This is a genomic window from Streptomyces specialis (genome assembly GCF_001493375.1).
Taxonomy (GTDB): domain Bacteria; phylum Actinomycetota; class Actinomycetes; order Streptomycetales; family Streptomycetaceae; genus Streptomyces; species Streptomyces specialis.
The window spans coordinates 102,982-117,301 of record NZ_LN929838.1 but is presented as its reverse complement, the minus strand read 5'-3'; the positions used below and the strand labels follow the sequence as shown (position 1 = coordinate 117,301).

At 69.6% G+C, this 14,320-nt stretch carries 17 protein-coding genes and 1 pseudogene; 3 read left to right on the top strand and 15 right to left on the bottom strand.

Annotated elements, in window-relative coordinates:
• Window positions 1-76: 76 nt before the first annotated feature.
• The 9 genes and pseudogenes from BN2279_RS08465 to BN2279_RS29205 form a co-directional block, all read right to left on the bottom strand.
• Window positions 77-763, bottom strand: coding sequence for a hypothetical protein (locus tag BN2279_RS08465; protein WP_059008027.1), 687 nt, complete (start codon window positions 761-763; stop codon window positions 77-79).
• Entirely contained in the window at window positions 763-1,377 is a 615-nt protein-coding gene (locus BN2279_RS08460) for an RNA polymerase sigma factor (protein ID WP_059008026.1), read from the bottom strand. The genes BN2279_RS08465 and BN2279_RS08460 overlap by 1 nt, the downstream gene beginning before the upstream one ends.
• A gap of 523 nt (window positions 1,378-1,900) precedes the next feature.
• A pseudogene (locus BN2279_RS31430) lies at window positions 1,901-2,059 on the bottom strand (IS5/IS1182 family transposase); the annotation flags it as partial.
• A 245-nt stretch (window positions 2,060-2,304) separates the two neighbouring features.
• The gene (locus BN2279_RS08455) at window positions 2,305-2,502 is read right to left on the bottom strand and encodes a hypothetical protein (protein ID WP_059008023.1); all 198 of its coding nucleotides are present in this window, start codon (window positions 2,500-2,502) and stop codon (window positions 2,305-2,307) included.
• Window positions 2,503-2,517: 15 nt separating this feature from the next.
• A complete protein-coding gene (locus BN2279_RS29825) occupies window positions 2,518-3,411 on the bottom strand; it encodes a helix-turn-helix transcriptional regulator (RefSeq protein WP_199827673.1) in 894 nt (297 codons plus the stop codon).
• 7 nt (window positions 3,412-3,418) lie between these two features.
• The gene (locus tag BN2279_RS08445; protein WP_059008021.1) at window positions 3,419-3,868 is read right to left on the bottom strand and encodes an NUDIX hydrolase; all 450 of its coding nucleotides are present in this window, start codon (window positions 3,866-3,868) and stop codon (window positions 3,419-3,421) included.
• Between the two features lie 217 nt (window positions 3,869-4,085).
• The gene (locus BN2279_RS08440) at window positions 4,086-4,391 is read right to left on the bottom strand and encodes a MazG nucleotide pyrophosphohydrolase domain-containing protein (RefSeq protein WP_059008019.1); all 306 of its coding nucleotides are present in this window, start codon (window positions 4,389-4,391) and stop codon (window positions 4,086-4,088) included.
• A gap of 81 nt (window positions 4,392-4,472) precedes the next feature.
• Entirely contained in the window at window positions 4,473-4,853 is a 381-nt protein-coding gene (locus tag BN2279_RS08435) for a hypothetical protein (protein ID WP_059008017.1), read from the bottom strand.
• A 388-nt stretch (window positions 4,854-5,241) separates the two neighbouring features.
• The gene (locus BN2279_RS29205) at window positions 5,242-5,730 is read right to left on the bottom strand and encodes a hypothetical protein (protein ID WP_159037141.1); all 489 of its coding nucleotides are present in this window, start codon (window positions 5,728-5,730) and stop codon (window positions 5,242-5,244) included.
• Window positions 5,731-5,891: 161 nt separating this feature from the next.
• Between BN2279_RS29205 and BN2279_RS08430 the strand changes: the two genes are divergently transcribed.
• Both BN2279_RS08430 and BN2279_RS08425 read left to right on the top strand, forming a co-directional pair.
• Window positions 5,892-6,128 (top strand): DUF397 domain-containing protein, encoded by a 237-nt coding sequence (locus tag BN2279_RS08430; protein WP_059008014.1) that lies wholly within the window; start codon window positions 5,892-5,894, stop codon window positions 6,126-6,128.
• Between the two features lie 128 nt (window positions 6,129-6,256).
• Window positions 6,257-7,144 carry a helix-turn-helix domain-containing protein gene (locus tag BN2279_RS08425; protein ID WP_159037140.1) on the top strand — a complete coding sequence of 296 codons (888 nt, stop codon included), beginning with the start codon at window positions 6,257-6,259 and terminating at the stop codon, window positions 7,142-7,144.
• Window positions 7,145-7,287: 143 nt separating this feature from the next.
• Here BN2279_RS08425 and BN2279_RS08420 read toward each other — a convergent pair whose 3' ends face one another.
• The 6 genes from BN2279_RS08420 to BN2279_RS08395 all read right to left on the bottom strand — a co-directional run bounded on the left by BN2279_RS08420 (window position 7,288) and on the right by BN2279_RS08395 (window position 13,404).
• Entirely contained in the window at window positions 7,288-8,103 is an 816-nt protein-coding gene (locus BN2279_RS08420; protein ID WP_059008010.1) for an SAM-dependent methyltransferase, read from the bottom strand.
• Between the two features lie 211 nt (window positions 8,104-8,314).
• Complete coding sequence (locus tag BN2279_RS08415; RefSeq protein WP_159037138.1) at window positions 8,315-8,800, bottom strand: RNA polymerase sigma factor; 486 nt, start codon at window positions 8,798-8,800, stop codon at window positions 8,315-8,317.
• Between the two features lie 43 nt (window positions 8,801-8,843).
• On the bottom strand, window positions 8,844-9,797 hold the full coding sequence (locus tag BN2279_RS08410) for a helix-turn-helix domain-containing protein (RefSeq protein WP_059008005.1): 954 nt from the start codon (window positions 9,795-9,797) through the stop codon (window positions 8,844-8,846).
• Window positions 9,798-11,177: 1,380 nt separating this feature from the next.
• A complete protein-coding gene (locus BN2279_RS28475; protein ID WP_059008003.1) occupies window positions 11,178-11,507 on the bottom strand; it encodes a hypothetical protein in 330 nt (109 codons plus the stop codon).
• Window positions 11,504-12,292 carry a methyltransferase domain-containing protein gene (locus tag BN2279_RS08400; RefSeq protein WP_059008001.1) on the bottom strand — a complete coding sequence of 263 codons (789 nt, stop codon included), beginning with the start codon at window positions 12,290-12,292 and terminating at the stop codon, window positions 11,504-11,506. Before BN2279_RS08400 ends, BN2279_RS28475 begins: the two co-directional genes overlap by 4 nt.
• Window positions 12,289-13,404 (bottom strand): NAD(P)-dependent oxidoreductase, encoded by a 1,116-nt coding sequence (locus tag BN2279_RS08395; RefSeq protein WP_059007999.1) that lies wholly within the window; start codon window positions 13,402-13,404, stop codon window positions 12,289-12,291. Before BN2279_RS08395 ends, BN2279_RS08400 begins: the two co-directional genes overlap by 4 nt.
• A gap of 238 nt (window positions 13,405-13,642) precedes the next feature.
• Between BN2279_RS08395 and BN2279_RS08390 the strand changes: the two genes are divergently transcribed.
• Window positions 13,643-14,146, top strand: coding sequence for a hypothetical protein (locus BN2279_RS08390; RefSeq protein ID WP_199827672.1), 504 nt, complete (start codon window positions 13,643-13,645; stop codon window positions 14,144-14,146).
• Window positions 14,147-14,320: the final 174 nt, after the last annotated feature.

Sequence of the window (14,320 nt, the reverse complement as noted above, 5' to 3'; positions counted from 1 at the left end):
CTGTTGTAGTTCGGCCGCTCGCTCCGAACTTCCGCAGGGTGATCTTGGTCTGTGGTCCCGAGTGGGTCTTCCGGGGTCAGCGTCGGGTGGCGTCGTGGAGCCGGTCGGTGAGCCGGCGGTCTGGGCGGGGGACGATGCCCCAGCCGAGCGGGGAGTCCTCGGCCAGGCGGTTGACTTCCTTCTGGATCGACGCGGTGGGCACGCGGGTGGCGGTGCCGTTCCTGCGGGAGATGCGGGCGAACACCTCCAGGACTCCGTAGAAGCCTTCGACCGGTGGTGCGATCCTGGGCTCGCACGGTGTTTCGGTCGCCTGCTGGAGCCAGTGCCTGGCTTCCCGTTGCTGGCCGAGTTCCAGGTGGTGCAGGTGGAGGCAGTAGGCCGCGGTGCGGTGTCCGGCTCCGGCGGTGAGCTGCCACCAGAGCCGGGCACTCTCCCGGTGCTGGGTCAGATACAGCAGGCACGCGAAGATCAGGGCGCCTTCGATGTCGAGGCGTTCCTGGGCTGTGCGGCGGCTGTGGGAGGGGTCGTAGACGAGGCGTGAGGTGCGGGTCGCGGCGTCCGGGCGGTTGGTCATCCAGCGGGCGATGGCGTCGAGCTTGCGCCGGGCCTCGTCCGTCGGGGACGTACCGGTCCTTGCAGCCCGCACCGTGTGGACCCGCCGGACATCGACGGCCAGGCGGCGCAGCGCGGCGGAGACGTCGAAGTCCCGTGGGGAGGTGGGGAGTCTGGCCTCTGTCAGGGCCTCCTCGATGCTGATGGACATCAGTCGTGCTCCTTTCCTTCGATCCGGCGCGAGCGCTCCGGGGGCATCCCCAGACGTGCCCGCAGTCGGGCCTTGCCCCGGCGGCCGTGATAGGCGACGGTGCGTTCATCGAGCCCCATGAACCACGCGATGCGACGGGTCTCGTACCCGACGACGTAGCGCAGCACGAGGACGTCGAACTGCCTGGGCGGCAGTTCGGCCATGGCCTCGTACAGGCCGCGGTTGCCGTGCAGGTAACGGAACTTGTCCTGGGTGGCCCGCAGGACCTGCTGGACCTCGCCGTTGACGACGAAGGCCGCCGGCCGTCCCTCGTCGACCAGTTGCTGTTCGACGTGTCGCCGCACGACGCTCCATGCGCGTTGGTCGGTGTTCTCCGCGAGGAGGAACTCGTCCCAGTCGCTCAGGATCTCAAGGAAGGCCCGGTGCACCACTTCTTCGGCCGTGCGGCGGTCGCCGAGATATGTCTCGGCGTAGTCGTGGTAGAGCTCCTGGTGGATGATGTAGAAGGCCTCGCCGTCCAGAGGCAGGTCCAGTGGCAGGTCTACCGGGACGTGCGCCGGCCGGTCACCGCGGTGGCGGGATGGATCCTCGCCGGGACGATCGCCGGTGCTCACGGCAGCCTCCTGTCGTGCTGCTGACCGCTTCTCCCGCCCGCCGGGATCGGCCCGGCCTCGGTACTGAATGCGCGCGTCGCGCTCAACGTGCTTCCTCTTCGTCGAGGGAAGGTACCCGCTAAGTAACGGGTACCGGGAACCTGTTGGCTCCTGAGACCACTCAAGCGACTTTGGAAGTGGATCACTCATGTCAGCCGAGAAAAAATCACTCCATGATCATCGACAGCCACTTTAAGTAAGATCATCGCATGATGGTTAAGTGACTGTAACGATCTGACCTGCGGATTTCGCCGCCCGTTCACTCACGTGGATCTCCAGGCTGAACGATGCTGTGAGGCAGATCACAGCAGATGGCGAGCTGGCGTGAGACTCGGCTCCGGGAGTGTGAGGTTCGAGAAGGGTGACACCGGTTGATCCGGGCTCGTGTCACCGGGAGAACCGGAACGCTATCGCGATGATCGACCATCCACAGCGCGCTGGCGCCTCAAGCCGAACACCGCAGTGACATCCACGCCGAGCCGCACAACACCCGCTCCGGCAGCGGCAGATACCACGGTCGGCCGATCCGGGGGCCGTCACCGCCCCGCTCACGCACCACCCTCACCAACCGCCGGCACTGCGGCTCCCGCGGCCCCGAGAACACCTCGACCCACACCGGCTCAGCCCGTAAGACTCCACCCATACGTAGAAGATGCCTAGGCCACAGACTTCCGCTACACGCTTCAGACGTGCGCCCAGGGGGCTCGGCTGTGCGTCGCGGGCGATGATGCGGTAGGTGGTTGCCGGTGGCCTCGTCGGCGACGACGGGCTCTTCAGCGTCAACGGGTTGCACCCGGCAGCGCACAGGCGCGGTGGCCGGGCGGCGCCGCGTCCGGATGGGGCGTCGGCTGGCATTGAGCTCGCGGCGCGCGCCCTACGGTGGTGCCGTCACGTGGCCATCTCTGCCCGTAGCCGGTCCAGGGCATGTTCAGCGACCGTGTGGATGTCGGGCAGCCGTCCGGTGGACGCGCGCTGGACGCGCTGTAGTTGGTGGGGCAGGCGCAGGCGGGAGGCTTCGCTGATGGCGAAGGGCAGTGTCTCGGCGGCGCGGTCGTGGGCCAGGAGCCGGAGGTGGCCTGTTGTCACTGCGGCGATGACCTGCTACTGGGGCGCGGCGGTAGTAGCTGGCGGGGGGCCCGCTTCGGCCGGACGGATCGCGGCGCTGATGCGGACGGTAGCGGCCAGGCCCCGTAGCTGGCTCTCGTGCAGGGCGTAGGGGTTGAACAGCGAGGTCTGGCTGGCTTCGCCGGCCGCACGGGCTAAGAGCGGCAGGACGGCGGCGCGGTTGGCGCGGTCGGGGGCCAGCGCCGCGGCGTGGTGCAGCCGTTCGACGGCCGCGCCGCGCAGTCCGGCCTTGCGCAGCTCGTTGCCGTGCATCTGCAGCGCGTAGGAGGTGAAGCGGGGGTCGTCGAGGTGGGGGGCGATCCGCAGGGAGCCGGCGGTCCAGCGTGCGGCTGTGGCGAGGCGTTCTTCGGGCAGGACGTTGCCCAGGGCGACGCCGAGGCCGACGCGGGCGCGGGCGAGCAGGCGCAGAGCGGGGCGTTCGGTGTGGCCGTCGTTTACGCGCGCTTCCAGGCGGGCGGCCAGCGGCCACAGTTCGGCGACGGCTTCGGAGGTGTGCCCGGACTGGCGGGCGATCTCGGCGAGGCGGACGGTGGAGTTGCCGAACTGGAGCATGGCGCGGTGGTCGGCGTCGGCGGGATCGGTCACTCCGAGAATGTGGGCGGGTAGACGCAGCAGGGTGGCGATGCGGCGTCGGGAGGTGATGTCGTTCAGGGTGCGTTTGCCGAGTTCCAGGGCGGAGATGGTGGTCTTGTCGTAGCCGAGGAGATCGCCGAGTGCGGTTTGGTTGATGCGGTGGACGGCGCGGTAGAAGCGCAGGATCGCGCCGAGGCTGCCGCCGGCCAACACGGCTTGGGCTGCGGGGGTGGCCCAGTGCCACTGAGCGAGCGGGGCCAGCGGCGGTGGCCGCAGCGGGCGTTGCTCTTCGGCCATGCCCGACTTACCCGGGGTTCGCGGCGAGGTGGGCGTACCAGGTGTGGATGGAGCGTTTGTATCCCTGGGGCATGGTCAGGGCGTCGATCTCGTCGGCGGAGAAGAGGCCGATCTGTTTGTGTTCGTGGCTGAGGACTGGCTCGGCCTCGGGGGTCAGCACATAGCAGCCGTAGGTGACGATGAGCACCCGCCGACCGGGGATAGGTTCGTAGATCCACACCCCGCCGTCGATGAGCGGTCCGGCTTTGACCTCCCAGCCGGTCTCTTCGGCCAGCTCGCGTTCCACCGCCTGCTCGGGACTGTCATCCCGGACACAGCCGGGCGGCGCGTCTGTCTCCAGCCGGCCGCCGGGCAGTTCCCACTCCTGCCGTTCGTTCTTCAGCAGCAGCACCCGCTGGCGGGCGCCGACCGCAACGCCCTTGACGGATACGGGCCAGGCGGGCGGCGTGTACGTCATCGCGGTCCTCATCGGCAGCAGGCGGGCGGGGGCACGCGGGTAGGCGAACTGGTCTGGTCACGGTGGACGGGCTCAGCAGCCGCCGGGCCGTGACCGACGTGGCCGAGCGGTGTATGGAGCCAATGGTGAGCCTGTGCTGCCCGAGCGGCGGCTGGCACTGGCCTGGGGAGGATACGACGTCAGCCCTGCGCCGCTGTCGTCGCTGCGTTCGCAGTGCTCAGTCCTCGGAGGTGCGGATCAGGGTTCCGTTTTCGCCGGGTTGATAGGAACGGCGGGTGTTTTTCTCGATCTTGCTGGCGACTTCCGAGTCGAGGTCGATGCCTTGCATTTCGGCGATCGCAACGAGGTAGAGCAGGATATCGGCCAGTTCTTCGCCACGGTCGGGCAGTCCTTTGCGCCAGGCGGTGAAGGCTTCGCCGACCTCGGCGGTGAGCAGGCCGAACTCCAGGGCGACATCGCTGGTGTTGAAGCCTTTGGCGATCTTGTTTTCCCAGGCGAGTTTCTGGGCCTCTGCGATATCCAAGGCTGCTCCGGGGGCAAGGGGATCGTACTGGGAGGAGCCTAGCGAGAAGGATGGGGCCGGTGTGCGCGGAGGGCCTGGGTGTCACTCGGCGGAGGAGAGTTCGTCGCCGGCGGTGTCGAGGGTGAGGACGGGAGCGTAGGCGCCGACGGTCTGGAAGACCCGGTGGTACGCGGTGATGAGTTCCTCCAGTTCGGCGGGGTCAGGGGCGGAGCCATCGCGGGCCCGGAGGCAGGCGTGGATTACATGGGTGGGTGCGGTGAGGTGGAGGAAGAGTCCGTCGCGACGGGTGACGGCCTCGGCCAGGTCGAGGGCCTGGGCCCAGCTCAGTCGGGAACGGCCCCGGTGGAGGGGGCCGTAGACGAGTTCGCTGAGGAAGCAGCGGTCCAGCACCAGGCGCCCGGGCTGTTCCAGCAGCGTACGGTACGGGTCGCCAGGTCCTGCCGGTCGGGCGAGCTTGGTCATCAGCGCCCTGCTAATGTCTCGGTGAATCCCTGCGGCCAGGTCTGCGAGAAGCTTTACAAGAGGCCCGGAACGCGTTGATCGCGGCCTGCGGAGCATTGCGGTGGGTGATACATGCTGGGCTGACTGCCTCGGCCCGGCTGCACCTTCCAGGTCGGCTTCAGCCGCATCGCTCACGCGGCTGGTACGGCCCGACGACGGGCGCAGGCCGCCGACGGCTCCGACGCGCTCATCCGCCCCCGCCACCGGACTCGCCAGCGCCGTTGGGCTGGCAAGTCCGGTGGCCGTCCGGGCTTGGTCGCGTGCTGTCTGGGGTGTGCCTGCGCGGCCGGATCTGATTCGTAGGCCACCGGACGAGCAAGTACGGGGGCATGACTGGGGGCTGATGGTTTCACGGTTGCTGCGGGGCGACTGGGATGCGAGCCCACAGGGCCGTGCCTTCGGCGGCATGGGTGCGACCCCATTCGCGGGTGAGCGCGTTGATGATGTGCCGCCGGTAGCGGGAGGCCGCGGCGGGGCGTCTGGCACGGGAGGGGTCGACGAAGCGGGGGATGAGAACGCATAACAGCGCGTTGTGATGCGCCAGTCCGAGCCAGACGCTGTCGGGGGAAGTGTCGCTCATAGCCCAGGCCATAAGTTCGGAAATGACGGACCGGGCGTCATCGATTGTGGCGGAGAGCTCCCAGCGTTCCAGGGTTTCCGCGGTGTAGTGCCGTGCGCTGGACAACTCTGCGGGTGATGCCGTGAACAGGCGTGCGGTGAAGTGCCGGGCGCCAGCCTGTACCGCTCTCGTTTCCGAGGACTGCGACCAGTGGCGCCGGCCGGGTTCTGCCCAGGGTGCACCCTCGTGTCCTGCATCGCCGGGCGGATAGTCCGTCATCGGGGTGGCTCCGTGGGAAGGGGGTGTCGCGTCACTATTCACGGCCGTGAGCCGACTGTGCAAGTGCAGGCGGGAGAATCCGCGTACGGGGGTGTATAGACGGGAATATGTTTCATTACTGCCCGGCGAGCTGCTGGGAGTTCGGCATGAGGGAGTGAGTTATGGCAGAGGAATATGCCAACGGTGTGCCGGCGCGGTTGATCGATGGGGTCGTCTGGCGCAAGAGCGGTGCGAGCAGTGCCCTGGGCAATTGCGTGGAGCTTGCGGCGTTGGCTGGCGGGGGAGCGGCCTTCCGTAACTCGCGCGACCCGCACGGGCCAGCCCTGGTCTACACGCCGGAGGAGTTCGCCGCGTTCGTGGACGGGGTCAAAAAGGGGGAATTCGACGACCTGCTGTGAGCGCTCCGCGAGTTGTGCGACTCTGAGTGTCTGCCATGTCCCGATGCGGTGACCTGCATGGGGGCTGTTGAGTCTCACGACCCCAAGGAGTACGAGGAATGGTTTCCGAGCCAGCCAGGATCGTGTCGATGGCCGGTCTGCTGGAGCAGGCGACCAGCACGCCGACCGTGCTCAGGATGGGACTGGGTCTCATGCTGCGCGGCAGACGTGAGCAGAAGGGAGTGCCGGCGAGGGCGGCTGCCCGGCATCTGGGCTGCTCGGTGACCAAGATCAGCCGTCTGGAGACGGGGCGGGGCCGCTTCCAGCTCTCGGGGCAGGAAGTGGCCAAGCTCCTGGCCTTCTACGGCGAGGGCGATCCGCGAATGCTGGCCGATGTCCAGGAGTTGGTCTGGCGTGCCAATCAGCGGGGCTGGTGGCTGGCCTACCAGGACCTGGTGCCCGGGTGGTTCGAGCTGTTCGTGGGGCTGGAGTCCTCGGCGTCGATAGTGCGTGTCTTCGAGGCCTTCCACATGCCCGGACTGCTGCAGACTGAAGGGTATGCGCGCGCCCTGATGCAGGCTGGGGTGCCGCTGGCCCAGAACGAGGAAATCGGTCGGCGGATCACGTTCCGCAAGACACGGCAGGAGGCGCTGACGCGCCCACACGGCGCGCTAAAGCTGTGGGTGGTGATCGACGAATCCGTGCTGTGGCGCAGGGTTGGCGGCAAGAAGGTGATGATTGAGCAGCTGGAGCACGTGCTCACCATGATGAAGCGGCCCAACGTCATCGTGCAGGTCCTGCCGTTCGACGCGGACATCCCTGCCCATGCGGGAGTCCCGATCACCATGCTGCGCTTCCAGGCGCCAGACCTGCCAGACGTTGTCTACCTCGAGCGGACGGATAGTGCGGAGTACCTCGACGAAGCCTCCCGCACTGAGACGCACATGCGGATCCTGGACAATCTGAGCGCGGTGGCCATGACGAAACGTGACAGCCGTGCCCTGATCGAGAGCGCGATTGCACGCTTCCGCACCTGATGCCGAGCAGTATGCCGGGACCAGGGTCCTCGGGGCTTCCTGGGCTGCGAATCATGTCCCGCATCGCCCGTGGAGTGTGCTCTGAGGGCGGGTGCCGCTGGGGTACGAAGGACGGAGCCGCGGGCCGTGCGGGGCGCCGCCGGTCAGCGGATCTCCGCGACGCCGCCGTACTCCATCCACTGACCGCCCGTCGCCGCAGGCGGCGACAGCAGCGGATCCGGATGCCAGCCGCAGACATCCACCACGCCGGGCGGAAGCACATGAAGCGGCTGGAACAGCGTTTCGACCTCCCGCCGGGTCCTGACTCGCCCCCAACGGCCGCCGGTGCATCCCAGCATGAGGTCGGTGACCTGAGCGCGCACGGTGTCGACATCGCTGACTAGGTGGCTGATCACCATGGCGCTGCCGGGGGCCAGGCGGCTGGCGATATCCCTGACCATGCGGGCCGGGTCGTCGTCATCGGGGATGCGGTGCAGCACGGACACCAGCAGTACGGCGATGGGCTTTCGGGGATCGATAAGCGGGCGCACATCGGGATGTTCCAGGACCGCATCGAGGTCGCCGAGACGGGCACGCACCACGACTGCGTGCTCGTCCGGTTCCATGCGTGCCCGGCCGTGGGCGGCGATCACCGGATCATCGTCCACGTAGACCGTTCGCACGTCATCTGCCGCCCGCCGGGCGGCATCGTGGGTGTTGTCCAAGTCCGGCAGGCCACAGCCGAAGTCGATGAACTGGCGCAGGTCCCGCTCTGCGGCGAGCATGCGCACGGCACGCCGCAGGAAGTGCCGGCAGGCCGTGGCTGCCGCGCGGGCGGCCGGGGCCAGAGCCAGGAGACGCCAGCACGCCTGCCGGTCGATCTGGTAGTGATCCTTGCCGCCGAGGAGATAGTTCTCCATACGGGCGATACTGGGCACAGCGCTACGAGGGGCGGAAACGGGCAGGGCAGTGTGATCCATGCAGGGGTCGGGCCTCCGTCTGGTTCGCCGTGTGTGAACGGTACGCGGAACGCCCATGCTAGGGCGGCGACAGCCGAGTTGACGGGGAAAAGGGCGAAACCAGCGCGATGCCCGGAAGCACGCGGGTACACTGCGGAGCCAGCCGGGTGTGCGCCTGCCACGGCGCACACCCCGGCGGCTGCCCGGGACGGTGGGCACGAGCCCGGCAACACTAGGGAGCAGGCGTACCGGCAGGGAGGCGCTTTTGCGCCGCCAGCAGGTGCCAGAGCACGTCCTGCACGCCCAGCCCGGTCACGTCGGCCGTCTCCGGGACACTGAGCCCCAGCCACCGGTGCAGCAGCACCACATCGGCCTGCGGCGCAGGCAGCAGCCGGTGCACGGGATCCAGACGGCCGGCCGAGCGGGCTGCGGAGGTGACCCGCTCGTTGAGCAGACGCCAGCCCACCGCGGCCGGTGAACTGGACAACGCCGACCCCCAACACATCGCCAGCTCACCCAGCGTGCCCTCCAGTACCACACATGCCAAGTCCGTATCGCCCAACCGGACCTGGCAGTAGCGCAGATAGCGCTCGCGGTGCAGCTGGCAGAAGGCGGCGAAGTCCACCGGCAGCCGCAGCCGTACCCCCGGAACACCTGCCGCGACGTGGGGAACCAACCGCCCGCCGCAGGAGGAGAGTCCGACACGTGACGACGGCATGCCTATCCTTTCTCGACAGTCGGGAGAGGAATGAACGTCACGCTCACCGTCTGCTGCGCTCCGGCCCGCCGGGGCGTCGGCCGCGCCGCGCCCGCCGACTCGTCACCGGCATGACCGCCCCGGTGCTGCCGCCACCGTCGCTGGCGATCAGGACGTTGTAATCGACGTCCTGCCACAGCCCTGCGAAATCTTCCGGATGGCCGTTGAGAGCCTTGATCAATACCGACACGGTCTCCCAGTCCGGCACCTCCCGGCCCGACAGCATCCGCTCGATCAGATCCTCGGCCAGCGCAACATCTGCCCGCTGCCTGATGACCGCCACAGCAGGCCGGCCGGCGGCAATGTGCAGCCCGCGCAGCACCGAGTGCAGCCGGGTCATCGCCTCCTCCCGTGGCCAGCGTCTGGGCGGCGTGAAGCCTTTGGCGACTTCCCACAGCACCCGCAGGTCGGCCGGCTCGCCTCCCAGCGTCTCCACCAGCGTGCACAGCAGCCGCCAGTCCGGCAGACGCTCACCACTGAAAATCCTGGACACGTACGACGTCGAGACCTCCAGAACCTGCGACAAGTCAGACTGGGGAGTTCCCTTGACCTCGTGCAACTGAGCCAAAGCCCTGCGCACCCCCTCCCGCGCGCGTGCCGCAGCGTCTGCTCCGCTCGCCGTCCCGTCCAGCCCCGCGCTTTCCTTGTGCCCCCGGTCTGGAGTCCGGGGGAGGTCCATCTCCGCCTCCCACTTCTTCAGCCGACGCGTGACGTCGCCTGCCGGCCAGCGGGCGCGAGCCGTCGCTGAGCCGAGAGCCGCCGCCTGAGCCACATCACCCCAGGTGGCACCCTCGTCGCGAGCGTCCTGCACCGCCGCCGCCTGGAAGGCCTCCACGCCCCGGGACAGACTCCGCGCCAGTTTCAGCAGGTCGTTCAGATCCCGCTCTTCTTCCTCAGCTGCTGATAGGCGCAGGGCGAGCACCACCAGATCGCGGGCGACCGACTTCCCCAGGCGCATACCCGGCAATGGCTCCTTTTCGTTGATTTGTCCCCGTTTCCGTGCGGCGCGCCTTCGGCATACCGCATCGCAGTACAGCTTCGGTCTGCCACGCATGTTCTGGGGCACCGGCTTCCTGCATGACCGGCACTTCCTCTCGGCAGGCATTTCGGCCGCCGTCAAAGTCCCTCCCGTGTTTTTATTCTCGGCACGTGCTCATGCTCACGACACCCGACGGGACGAAAAGTGTTGTTCCCGGCGTGTCTCCAGCCCGCGCCGACGGGAATCTTCCGTCGGCGCGGACCGTGAAGGTGTCGCGTCGGCGATGGCGCCGGTCAGAACCGGCGGACCCGCCGGTATGAGAAATATGCAGGTCGGAGGCTACCTGCGACCCCGCTGACCAGACACCAGGCGAGAGGGTCCCGCCAGGCCCCGGTGGCCACGACGACGGCGATCAGAGGGAGTGTCATCGCTCCTGCCGGCACGCTGCAGTACGTCGCAAGCAGTTCCATCCCATCGCGGGATCCGCTGCTAACGTCACGGGATGAGTCAGGCCCCACGGGGCCGGGCTCGGAATTACGTTCGAGCACTAGGTTTCTCTTTCGGTCTCGAATGAACTGGCAGGGCCCCGGTCAAGGCTGACTACCGCCGGGGCCCTGCGTATGGGCACCGTAGCGCCTTGCGCTGGTCACCGTGTAATCACACGAGCCGAAATGCAGAATCCGGCCACCCAGGCAGAAAGAATCGCGGTACAGGCGCGCCCGCAGTGCTCGATGCTCCTGGGCGACCAGATTCGGGCGCTCGATCAAATCCGATCAGATCACGGGCGGAAGAGAACGTGACGGCGTATCCCGATGTGGGTCGCGTCTGCCAGATGCAGTCGTCCAAGTCCGTCGCACCAGACGGTTGGTGACCGAGACGGACAGGCAGTCGCCTCCAAGCTTGGGCAGTTGCCCTGGACCGGTCATCACTGCGGGCAAATGGGGGCCTCGGGTTCCACCATCCATGCCCCTCGCTGGCGCCGCTCTGTGCCGCCCACAGCGAGTCAGGTCGGCACGGGATTGTCGAACTGCGTGATGGGCACCGCGAAGCCGGTCCGGCTCGATCCGGCTCAGCCCCGGGCCAGTTCGGCAGCGAAAGCTGCAGGACGTGGTCGTTGGGGAGTCCGCGGCCCAGCGGTGACCGGCTCCGGTCAGCGGCTGAACGGGAGCGGAAGGGACCGTCAGCTATAGGGCCTGACGCGCGTGCCTTTGCGCGGGTGCGTGCCAGCCCGGGTCGCGCCCCGCCGCGCGCCTCCAGGGCCCGTGCGGATCAGCTCTGGAGCGGCGGGGGCGGGGGCGGTTTTTTTCCGCCCCGCCGGGGGGGGGGGGCCTGCCGGGGGGGGGGGGGGCGTCTTTTTTCCTATTCCCCGCCCCACCGCCAGGAGGACACATCGTGTGGAGCTTTTTTTCGGGGGCGGTGGACGGGCCGGGGGCGTGCGCGGGCGGCGAAGCGGGCTAGGAGGGCCAGGCGGGCGGGGTCGGCGTCGACGGCCGTGAGCCGGCCGGCGCGCAGCGCGCCGGCCCACAGCAGAGATTCGGACCCGGAGCCGAGATCGGCCCACGAGGCGGCCGGGGGCAGGTGGGTGAGGGCGGCGAGGATGTCTTCGGTGCCCTCGCCGAAGCGGAAGGCTCCGGCGTAGTGGCGCTGCCAGTAGGCGTCCGCGGCGGGCGCGGTGGCCGGACGGGTCATGGCGTGGGGCCCGTGGCGGTGGCCAGGATTTCCGTCATCCGGCCTCCGGAGCCGGGCAGCACCCGCCGGGCGCGGAATCCCGCGGTGCGCAGGGCGGCGCCCAGGGCATCGGCGGGGATCAGGCGCAGCTCGATGCTGGTGGTGTGCAAGGGCGTTCCTGCAGCGTCCAGGTAGGCGAAGTCGATGCCCACCACACCGGCGCCGGTGTGGTGCTGTCGGCGCTGCCGCCACAGCGCGCCGGCCGCCTTGGCGGGGTCCAGGCGGCGGTCGGCACGCCAGGTACCGTCCGGCCAGGCGGAGTCGTAGAAGGCGCAGGCGTCCGCCGTCGGGCCGGGGCGGGTACACAGGGCCTGGATGAGCAGCCGGGCCCCGTCGGGCAGAAGGGCGCGCAGGGTGGCGAGGGTCTGCGTCAGGCTGCTTTGCGCGGCGAGCTGGTTGACCGCGGCGTTGGGCACCACCAGGCCGTCGACGCCCTCCAGCGGCTGCAGGTCCTGCAGGAGGGCGTGGTGCAGGTGGAGGGCCCGGGGCGGCAGCCCGCTGTCGGCAGCGCGTTGCGCGGCGGCGGTGAGCATGGCCTGGCAGGCGTCGACGAGCGTGACCTGCGCTCCGGCGCGGGTGTAGGCGGGCAGGAAGTGCCCCGCTCCGGCGGGGGCTTCGGCGACGTGGCGGATGGCGGACAGCAGGTGCGGCAGCAATGCGGGCGGTGGCGGGGGCGGCTCGGCGCGGGCGAACGCGGCCCGCTGGGTGTAGCCGGCGGTCACCTGGCGGGCGGACGCCGGGCTCATGCCGGGACCTCCATCCGGTAGAAGCCGGCGTGCTGCCGGCACACCGGGTGGACCAGCGCGCCGTCCCGCACGATGACCGCGCTCTCGGCTGCCGGGTCGGGGCGGCGGTGCAGCGCATGGCGGGCGATCCGCACCAGATACGGCGCGGCGGCGGTGGTGTAGGCGTGGGCCGCGGTCACCGGCACGAGCGCGGGCAGGGCGTCGAGCTTCACGTGCAGCACGCCGCCGACGATGCGGGGCGGGTCGCCCGGCTGTTGCGCGGGGCCGGCGGTGGGCAGGTAGCCGGGGCCGTAGCCGCAGGTGGCGTCCACGATCACCGCCCCGGGACGCATCCGCGCCACCTCGGCTTCGGTGATCATGGGCGGGGTGTCGTAGGTCGAGACCAGGATCGCGCCGATCACCAGATCGGCTGTCGGCAGCAACTGGGCCAGCGCGCTGGGGGGGTTGACCATGACGTCGACACCGTGGGGGGCGCGGGCGCGGTAGGCGGCGGCCGAGGCGGGGATGTGGGCCAGGACGGTGACGCGCGCCTCCAGCGCAGCGGCGGTCCGGGCGGCGGCCATGCCGACGTTTCCCGAGCCGATCACCACCACATGTGCCCGCTCGGCGCCGGGCACGCCGCCCAGCAGCACGCCGCGGCCGGCCGGGTGCTGCAGCGCGGATACTCCGGCGTGCACTGCCTGGATCCCCGCGATGACCCCGCCGGCCGTCGCGAGGGGGAAACGGCCGTGCTCGGCAAGGAACTCGAAACTGTAGGCGGTCACTTTCGCGCACGTCAGCGCGGCCAGCAGCGCGGGGTCGCCCTCGGCGTGGAAGAGCGCGGCGATCGCCTGCCCTGGCACCAGACGCCGGACATCCCCCGGGTCGGGGCTCTTGTAGCGCAGCAGCAGCCGCGCGCTCCATACGTCCCCGGCGGGGGCGAACCGCACGCCGGCCGCGGCCAGGTCGGCGTCACGGCAGCCGATCCCGGCGCCGATTCCCTGCTCGGCGATCGGCGTCATGCCGGCCGCCGTCAGCGCCCGGGCGGTGGTCGGCGTCAGCAGGGTGCGGCGCTCGGCGGGGCACGATTCGCGGGGGAAACCGATCAGGTTCAGGGAACGGGACGGACGCACAACCCTTACCTCCTGACAACAGGTAGCCGGTGATGCACTCAGGGTCCCGGCTTGGGTGGTGGTCGGCCCAGCTCACTGGTTGCGCACGGGAGTTGCGCATCGCGTTGCCATCCCTTGTTCACCGGCCGCCGCACACGGCGGGCAGGCGCCCGCCGGTAATCTCCCGCTACATTTGGTCACCGCACAACCCGTCACAGCGACCGGCGGACGGGCCGCAGACCCGATGCGAAGGAGCCCAGTGGACGCACTGTTCGACGCCCCTCAAGCGCCGCCCGAGCCGGTGCTGATGTCGCTCAATCCCCAGTACTACGACCTGATCTGGCAAGGGCTGAAACGCCATGAGTTCCGCCGCCGGTTCCTGACCGGCCGGGCGGTGACCTGGTATGTGTACCTGACCGCCCCGGTCTCCCGCCTCGCGGCGGTCATCGACCTCGACCCGGCCGTCGTCGACTCCCCCGAGCGGATCGCCGCCATCGCCGAGCAGGCCCGGCCCGGCAACGGCGACTCCGTCCTGGACTACCTCAAGGACCTGCCGCGCGGCTCCGCCCTGCCGACCCGCGGCGTCCGCGAGCACGAAGGCCTCACCGCCGCCCGGCTCCCCGACATCCTCGGCGCCTTCCACCCGCCCCAGGGCTACACCCTGATCTCCCGCAGTCCCCAGTGGACCCGCGTCTGCCGCCAGATGGCCGCTGGGCCCCTCCTGCGGCAGATGACACTCCCGCAGCCGGCACCGGTCGGCTGACCCTGTCGCAGCTGCCGACCGCAGCCAGGTGCACGCCAGGGGAAGGGGAGCCGCGCGCTGCCGTCCACCCGCCGCACCAGCACGACCGACAGCCCGCTCCGGCGCGCCCGCCTGGCCATCCCCGCCACCCTCGAACAGGTCTGCGCCGACCTTGACCGCACCTCCCCGGGCGGC